The organism is Kitasatospora cystarginea (assembly GCF_039533515.1).
GTDB classification, from domain to species: domain Bacteria; phylum Actinomycetota; class Actinomycetes; order Streptomycetales; family Streptomycetaceae; genus Kitasatospora; species Kitasatospora cystarginea.
Genome location: NZ_BAAATR010000019.1, coordinates 162,785 through 171,301, shown reverse-complemented (window position 1 = coordinate 171,301; position 8,517 = coordinate 162,785). Strand labels below are relative to the sequence as shown.

Sequence of the window (8,517 nt, the reverse complement as noted above, 5' to 3'; positions counted from 1 at the left end):
ACCAGATTCGACAAGCGCGGCTACGTCTACCTCGGCACCGTCACCGCAGCCGCACTCGTCATCTGGCTTCGCTCGTGATCGCCAGGACACTGCCTAGCGCGGGCAGCGCTCGTACAGGCAGCACCGGTACGGGCGTTGACCACCCGGGCACCGCTCGCCCGGGTGTCGCTCTGGGCAGGGTTCGTCCAGGCGTTGCTCGTGCGAGTGGTGCCCGCATGGGCGGGTGCGACAGCGCTTACCCAGGAGTCTGCGGTGCCGGGACGGGCGTGGGCAGTGCACATACGGGCGCGCGCAGTGCACGCGGCGGCGCAGGTGGCGCCGACCCGGGGGTCGGCGGGGCACGGCAGTGGGTACGCACCGCGCGGAAGTGGGTACGTACGGGGGTGACTGGTGGGTGGTGCTGTGATTTTCCCCTCCTCTTGACGGCCGAAACGGCCAACCGGTCCTGGTGGCGCTAACCTCCCCTCAGTTCTGTTATCGGTGGTTAACCGCGCGCGTGCCCGACCCGGTCGGCCGCTGTGGTGGACAACGTGGTCCAGGAGGCAGTGATGGGTGTGTCAGGGCCGATCCGAGTGGTGGTCGCCAAGCCGGGGCTGGACGGTCATGACCGCGGGGCCAAGGTCATCGCTCGAGCACTGCGCGACGCCGGCATGGAGGTCATCTACACCGGCCTGCACCAGACACCGGAGCAGGTCGTGGACACCGCGATCCAGGAGGACGCGGACGGTATTGGACTGTCGATCCTCTCGGGCGCGCACATGACCCTGTGCGCGCGGGTCATCGAACTGCTCAAGGAGCGGGACGCCGCCGACATCAAGGTCTTCTGTGGCGGGATCATCCCGGACGAGGACATCGCCGAGCTCAAGCGGATCGGTGTCGCGGACATCTTCACCCCGGGCACCCCGACCCGGGACGTGGTCGCCTGGGTCGAGGCCAACCTCCGTGCCGCCGGCTGAGACCGTGCCCTCCGCATTGCGGGCTGAGGCCTTTCTCCGCGTCGCCGGCTGAGGCAGGCCCCGGCAGTCGGCCACGCTCGCACCAGGGCCCCGACGCCTCGGGGGTGCCGACGCGCGCTCCCGAGGCGGTCGTACGGGTGATCCGGGCCGCCGGCCCACCAGACGGGGCGGCGATCAGACGTTCAGCTCGGTCAGCATCGCCTCCCGGAAGCGCAGTGTCGCGGCCAGCCGGTTGAAGGTGTCGGCCCAGGCGGTGTCCGGTGCGGCGCCGGATGCCAGCGCCTCGACGGCCGGGGCGGTTTCGGGAGCCAGCGCGCGCTCCGTCATACCGAGTACCCCGCTGTGGCTCCAGGGGTAGGCCCCGGTGCGGGCCGAGCGCTCAAGTGCCGCCACCACGGAGGTACTCAGCGGCGGTGTCCACGGGGTGGCGCAGGCGCCCAGCAGCTGGAACGCCTCGCCGAGTCCGTGGCTCTCGATGAACGCGGCCGTCCAGGCGGCCCGTTCGGCCGGTGGCAGAACGGCGAGCAGTTTGGCCGGTGCGCCCACCGTAGCGCCGGCCTGGCCCGGGCGAGGACTCGGGCCGAGCAGGGCCCGGGCCCACTCGACGTGCTGTTGGCGGACGGCGGCCCGCGCCCATCCCTCCCGCAGGTCGTCGGCCCAACTCCCGGCCTGCACCGAGCCGTCGCCGCCCTGGCCGGTGAGGTCGACATCGGCGTCGACGACGGGAAGGCGGAGCAGCTGTTCGGGGGTGAGGCCGGTGTCGCTGGTCCACAGGTCGAGCGGTGCCGCAGCGATGATCTCGCCGAACCACCAGGCCCGCTGGCCACGCCCGGTCGGCGACTTGGGCGGTATGCCGTCCCGCTGCATCGCCGAGTCGCACTCGACGGGAGGGCTGACCACCAATCGGGTGCCACCCGTCTCGCCGGCCGGGCGGACCAGGCGCACGGCGGCGCGGGCGCGCTCCGCCATCCGGGCGGCGAGCGCCGACCTCGGCAGGGTGGAGAGCAGTTCGGCGGCCGTACTCCGGACGTTCTTGCTGCGATCCGAGAGCGCGGCCTCCAGGAACGGCTCGTCGAGTGGGGAGAGGCCCTCCTGCAGGGCGTCCAGGAAGAGCAGGCGGTCCTCGGCGCGCTCGGTGGACCAGGTGCCGCGCAGCAGGTCGAGGGCGGCGGCCGGAGCGCTGCGGCGGAGCCTGGTGAGGTGGGTGACCCGCTCGGCGAACAGGCCCTCCTCCCATATCCGGTCACCCGGATCGGCCGGGGCGGTGCCGCCCCCGCCCCCCGAGGCGCCGCCTGCGGCACTGGCGGAGCGGCCCGGCTCGACCGCGGTGCGGGTGACGAACCGCCAGTCCGGGTTCCGCTCGGCCAGCCAGCGGCCCAGCGGGCCGGCCAGCGCGACCGCGTCGGGCCGCAGCTCGCTGCGGGCCCGGGCCGCGTCCAACAGCGCGGGGAGCAGAGCGGCGGGCGCTCGGAAGCCATGCTCCCGGGCAGTGGCGAGCCACTGCGGCAGCAGTTCGCCGAGGTTGGCCACCATGCCCGCGCTGCTCCGCCCGCCGACCAGGACGGCAAGCCGCCTGGCCGCCGCCTCGGGCAGCTCGCGGCGCGGGTCGGGGGCGGCTGGCTCGGGCAGCCCGTCGGCCTCGGCGGCCACCGCCCCGGCCCGGCGGCGGACCGTCTCCAGCGCGGCCAGCTCCAGCAGCGCGGTGGCGGCGTCGGCACGCTCCACGGCCTGGGCCGCCGCGCTCAGCGCCGGCGAGCCGGTCAGGGCGGGCAGCGGACGGCGGTCGGTGCCCAGCATGGCGGTGGTCTGGAGTTCTTCCCAGCTGTCGCCGGCGGTGGTGAGAGCGGTCACTGGTTGGCTCCTCTGCTCGGGCGGGCCGGGCGGCCTGCGGCGGTGCGTACGGCGGCCGGTGGGACCGGGTGCGCCGCGGTGCGTGCGGGGGCCGGCCCCGGCCGGCCCCGGTGAACGGAGGGGATCGGGCCACCGGCCGTACGGGGCGGGCGAGTCGGGGTGTGCGGCCCGGCCGCCCGCCGCCCGCTGCCGATGCGGTGGGAGGACGGTGGGCGCCGACCGGCTCCGGCGTGCTCTGCCACGGCCGGCCGGTCGCGCGGCGGACCGGGACGGAGGGTCATTGGGCCACCCCCGTCGGGCGGTGGTCGTGGCCCCAGGCGGTGACCGGGGCGAAGCCCGTGTGGCCGTATTCCCCGAAGAGGGTCACCGGGTGGCCGGCCGACACGGCGGCCAGCCGCCAGAGCGCGGACTCCGGGGCGCTGCCGCGGCGGACCGGGACGCTGTGCAGGCCATCCGTCAGCTGCCAGCCCTCGGCGGCCAGGACGGGCACGACACCGCTCAGCGTGGTCGGCCAGGACTCCAGCCACGGATCGTCCGCGACCGCCGCGCCGTACTCGGTGACCGCCTCGGCCACCGAGAGGCCGCTGGGCGCCTCGGCCGGCCCTGCCCCGGGGGCACCGTACCGGGTGCCGAGGACGGCCCGCAGGGGGCGGACGCCCGGGTGGAAGGCCAGCTCGGCCTCCAGCAGGCGGCCGGTGGGGAGGGCAAGGTCGGGAGCCTGGCCGGGGCGGCCGAAGGAGAGCAGCAGGGCCGGGCGGCCGGTCTTGGCGCCGCGCAGCCAGATCCGGCGGGTGGTCAGCCGCTCGTCCGAGGTGTCACGGGCGCCGAGCACCAGCCAGCGGTCCCGCACCGTCGGCCCGGCGAGCAGCTCGGCGGTGTCGGTGGTGTAGCCGACCCGGGCCCGCACCGTGGCGGCCAGCGGGTCGGGCAGCCGGTCGGCCCGGCCGTACGCCCCGGCCAGCAGGTGCAGCAGCGCGTACTCGGCGAGCAGGCCGTCCTGCGGGGTGCCGTCCAACTCCCTGACCCGGGCGGCCAGCCCGGGGGCCTGGGCGTCGATCATCCGGGCCGCGACCTCGCCCCAGTCGCCAGCGGCCGTGGAGTGGTCGGCGAGCCCGTGCCGGACCCGGTCGGCCAGCCGCAGCCGCAGCTCCTGGGCGCCCGCCGCGACCCTGGCGGCCCGCCGGTCGGCCCGGCGCCTGGCCGCCGCCGGGTCGGCCGCCTCGGCCTCCGCCCTGGCCGCCAGCCGCTGCGCGACCTGCTCACTGCGCTGCTGACGTCCTTCCAGCCATTCGGTGGCCCAATCCGGTGGCTCGGCGCCCTCGGCGACCGCCTCCGGGCTGCCGCTCCAGAGCAGCAGCAGGCCCAGGGCGTGCTTGCACGGGAACTTCCGGCTGGGGCAGGTGCACTTGTACGCGGGAGTGGCCAGTTCGACCACCGTCCGGTACGGCGTGCCGCCGCTGCCCTTGCACTGCCCCCACAGAGCGCCCTGCCCCCAGCCGACCTGCGACCAGGGAGCGGGCGCGGACAGCTTCCCGGCCGCCTTGCACGACGCCTGGTCGGGTGCGAGGGACAGGACGTGTTCGGTGCTCCAGCGTTCCTCCATGCCGACGACGCTAGGACGGGCCACTGACAGCCGGACTGGGGGAACTGACGTCCGGTCACCGGTCGGGCGTCGGTTGTCAGTGGGCGGGTGCATGGTTGTTCCTGCGAGTCGGGAACGTACGTACGACCCACCCGTCTTCGCACGTCAGAAGACATCTGCGCCGATGCTCCCCACCGATCCACCACCGCCCGGGCGCCCCCTCGCAGGGGCTCGGCGGCCGACTCCGAGGAGCTTTTGATGACCATCCTTTCGAGTGAATCCACAGCTCGGTCCGAGGCCCCGGCCGAGGTCCTGCGCGCGCATGCCGAGGACGCTTTCGCCGCCGAGCTGGCCGCCCTCGCCGCCCACGACGACCGGCCGCGCCCCGAGCGTTGGCGGCTCTCGCCCTGGGCCGTCGCCACCTACCTGCTGGGCGGTGAACTGCCTGACGGCACCGTGATCACTCCCAAGTACATCGGCCCGCGCCGGGTCGTCGAGGTCGCCGTCACCACGCTGGCCACCGACCGCGCGCTGCTGCTGCTAGGTGTCCCGGGCACCGCGAAGACCTGGGTCTCCGAGCACCTCGCCGCCGCGATCAGCGGCGACTCCACCCTGCTCGTCCAGGGCACCGCGGGTACGCCCGAGGAGGCCGTCCGCTACGGGTGGAACTACGCCCAGCTGCTCGCACAGGGCCCCAGTCGGGAGGCCCTGGTGCCCTCCCCGGTGATGCGGGCGATGGCCGACGGCAAGATCGCCCGGGTCGAGGAGCTGACCCGCATCCCGGCCGACGTCCAGGACAGCCTGATCACCATCCTGTCCGAGAAGACACTGCCGGTACCCGAGCTCGGCACCGAGGTCCAGGCCGTCCGCGGCTTCAACCTGATCGCCACCGCCAACGACCGGGACCGCGGCGTCAACGACCTCTCCAGCGCGCTCCGCCGCCGGTTCAACACCGTGGTGCTGCCGCTGCCCGCCACGCTGGAGGAGGAGGTCGACATCGTCACCCGCCGGGTCAACCAGCTCGGCCGCTCGCTCGACCTGCCCGACCTGCCCGGCGGCGCCGAGGAGATCCGACGGGTCGTCACCGTCTTCCGCGAGCTGCGTGACGGCATCACCGCCGACGGCCGTACCAAGGTCAAGACGCCCAGCGGCACCCTCTCCACGGCCGAGGCGATCTCGGTGGTCACCAACGGCCTCGCCCTGGCAGCCCACTTCGGCGACGGCGTGCTGCGCGCCGCCGACGTCACCACCGGCATCGCCGGCGCCGTCGTCCGCGACCCGGTGGCCGACCAGGCGGTCTGGCGCGAGTACGTCGAGGGCGTGATCCGCGAGCGGGACGGCTGGAAGGACTTCTACCGCGCCGCCCGCGAGCACTCCCGCTGATCCACCGGACCAACCGAGAGGGGAGGACACCATGAGTACCGAGGTGACTCTGCTGGGCGTACGGCACCACGGGCCCGGCTCCGCCCGTGCGGTGGCCGCCGCGCTGGAGCAACTGCGGCCGGACGCCGTCCTGATCGAGGGCCCGCCGGAGGCAGATCAGATCATCGCGCTGGCGGGCGAGAAGGACATGGTGCCGCCCGTCGCCCTGCTCGCCCATGTCGTCGACGACCCGGCCAGGGCCGCGTTCTGGCCCTTCGCGGTCTTCTCGCCCGAATGGGTCGCCATCCGGTACGCGGTCGAGCACGAGCTCCCGGTCAGGTTCATCGACCTGCCCGCTGCCCAGACCTTCGCCCTGGCGGAGGCCGCCGGGGGAGTGCCGGGGGGCACTTCCCCGGCACCGGGCACCGGCACCGGGCCGGCGAGCGACACCGACGGCGATTGCGGCACCGTGCCGGCGGGTACGGCGCCGGTCGTCCACGACCCGATCGGCGCACTCGCCGAGGCCGCCGGCCACGACGACCCCGAGCGCTGGTGGGAGGACGTCATCGAGCACCGCGCGCCCGGCGCCGACGCACTCGCCCCCTTCGCGGCCGTCGCCGAGGCGATGAACGCCCTGCGCGAGCCGGGCTCCGGCACCGCCGTGGCCGTCGGCCGCCGGGACGAGCTGCGCGAGGCCCACATGCGCCAGCAGATCCGTGCCGCCCGCCGCGCCGGGCACACCCGGATCGCCGTGGTCTGCGGCGCCTGGCACGTTCCCGCCCTGCAGTCCATGCCGACCGTCGCCCACGACCGCGCCCTGCTCGCCGGGCTGCCGAAGAAGCCGAAGACCGACATCACCTGGGTGCCGTGGACCCACCGCAGGCTCTCCCAGCACACCGGCTACGGCGCCGGCATCGACTCGCCCGGCTGGTACCACCACCTCTTCACCGCCGGCTCCGAGCCGGTGACCCGCTGGATGACCAAGGTCGCCGAGCTGCTCCGCGCGGAGGACCACCCGGTCTCCTCCGCCCATGTCATCGAGGCCGTCCGGCTCGCCGACTCGCTCGCGGTGATGCGCGGCCGTCCGCTCGCGGGGCTCACCGAGACCCTCGACGCCGTACGGTCCGTCATGTGCGACGGCTCCGACATCGCCCTCGCCCTGGTGCACGACCGTCTGGTGGTCGGCGACGCCCTCGGCGAGGTCCCGGAGGCGGTGCCCGCCGTACCGCTCCAGCGCGACCTCGCCCGGCTGCAGCGCAGCCTCCGGCTCAAGCCGGAGCCCGAGGAGCGTCAGCTCGACCTCGACCTGCGAAAGGAGCTGGATGCCGCCCGGTCCCGGCTCCTGCACCGGCTGCGCCTGCTGGGCGTCGACTGGGGCACCCCGGCCCGGTCCGCCGTCAACTCCACCGGCACCTTCCGGGAGAGCTGGCGACTGCGCTGGGAGCCGGAGTTCGCGGTGCGCGTCGTCGAAGCCGCACAGTGGGGCACCACGGTCGAGGACGCCGCGACCGGCAAGGCCGTCGAGACGGCGCTCGGCACCACCGAGCTCGCCCGGCTCACCGGCCTCGCCGAACGCTGCTTGCTCGCCGGGCTGTCCACCGCACTGCCGGCCGTGATGCGGGTCCTGGGCGACCGGGCCGCCCTCGACACCGACGTCGCCCACCTCGCCGACGCCCTCCCCGCGCTGGTCCGGGCGCTGCGCTACGGCGACGTCCGGGGCACCGACAGCAGTGCCCTGGAGGGCGTCGCCCGCAGCCTCGCCGACCGCATCTGCATCGGCCTCCCGTCCGCCTGCACCGGCCTGGACGCGGACGGCGCCGCCGCCATGCGCGCCCGTCTCGACGCCGTGCACACCGCAGTCGGCCTGCTGGCGTCGGCACAGGTCGACCCCGCGGCGGAGACGGGCCGCCCGGCCGGTACGCAGACCGAGGGAGCCACCGCCCCGGGTACGGCGGAGAACGGCCGCGCGGACTCGCACGACGCTCCCGCCGTCGCCGCCGTTCCGGGCGGGGACGACTCGCCCGCCGACCGGTGGGCCGCGACGCTGCTCGCGCTCTCCCGCCGGGAGCCGTCCGCAGGGCCGGCCACCGGAGTGCCCGGGCTGCTGCGCGGCCGCGCCGTCCGGCTGCTGCTGGACGACGGCCGGCTCGACTCCGAGGAGGCCGGGCGCCGGATGGGGCTGGTCCTCTCTGTCGCCAACTCCCCTGCGGACGCGGCGGGTTGGGTGGAGGGCTTCCTCGCCGGCGGTGGCGCCCTGCTGCTGCACGACACCCGGCTGCTAGGTCTGCTCGACGCGTGGCTGTGTGGTGTGTCCGGCGAGGTCTTCGTCGACGTACTGCCGCTGCTCCGACGGACGTTCGCCGAGTTGGAGGCAGGTGTCCGGCGCACGGTCGGCGAGCGGGTCGCCGCCGGTCCCCTCGGCACGGGTCCGACCGCCGCCCGCGCCGCCGTCCGTCTCGACCAGTCCAGGGCCGACGCCGCACTCCCCACCCTCGCACTGCTGCTCGGCCTCCCGGCCCCCTCCGGCAACCCCGGACCGCCCCGCATCCCCCGCCAGTCCGACCGCCGAGCCCGCTGACCCGGCCAGGGAGGGGACCGGCCCATCGGAACCCGAGCATCGGCATCGATGTCAGTGCCGTCCGAGAAGCTGACAGCGCGCAGATCGAATCCCGCAGGCGAGTTCCACCGCCGAGCCCTGCCGCCGAGCCCCGGCCGCCACGCCCCAGTCCGCCGAGCAGCCGCCTTCGAACCCGAGAGCTCTCTCCC

5 protein-coding genes are annotated in these 8,517 nt (G+C 75.1%); 3 read left to right on the top strand and 2 right to left on the bottom strand.

The window, feature by feature from the left end; translation table 11 throughout:
• The first annotated feature begins 548 nt into the window (after positions 1 to 548).
• Entirely contained in the window at positions 549 to 956 is a 408-nt protein-coding gene (icmB, locus tag ABD369_RS21615) for a coenzyme B12-dependent isobutyryl CoA mutase small subunit (protein WP_145790664.1), read from the top strand.
• A gap of 174 nt (positions 957 to 1,130) precedes the next feature.
• Here icmB and ABD369_RS21610 read toward each other — a convergent pair whose 3' ends face one another.
• Complete coding sequence (locus ABD369_RS21610; protein ID WP_344638125.1) at positions 1,131 to 2,807, bottom strand: DUF5691 domain-containing protein; 1,677 nt, start codon at positions 2,805 to 2,807, stop codon at positions 1,131 to 1,133.
• Between the two features lie 277 nt (positions 2,808 to 3,084).
• On the bottom strand, positions 3,085 to 4,410 hold the full coding sequence (locus ABD369_RS21605) for an SWIM zinc finger family protein (protein ID WP_344638124.1): 1,326 nt from the start codon (positions 4,408 to 4,410) through the stop codon (positions 3,085 to 3,087).
• 237 nt (positions 4,411 to 4,647) lie between these two features.
• Here ABD369_RS21605 and ABD369_RS21600 point away from each other — a divergent pair, with 237 nt between their 5' ends.
• Both ABD369_RS21600 and ABD369_RS21595 read left to right on the top strand, forming a co-directional pair.
• Complete coding sequence (locus ABD369_RS21600) at positions 4,648 to 5,772, top strand: ATP-binding protein (protein ID WP_344638123.1); 1,125 nt, start codon at positions 4,648 to 4,650, stop codon at positions 5,770 to 5,772.
• Between the two features lie 31 nt (positions 5,773 to 5,803).
• Positions 5,804 to 8,329, top strand: coding sequence for a DUF5682 family protein (locus ABD369_RS21595; protein ID WP_344638122.1), 2,526 nt, complete (start codon positions 5,804 to 5,806; stop codon positions 8,327 to 8,329).
• Positions 8,330 to 8,517 lie beyond the last annotated feature (188 nt).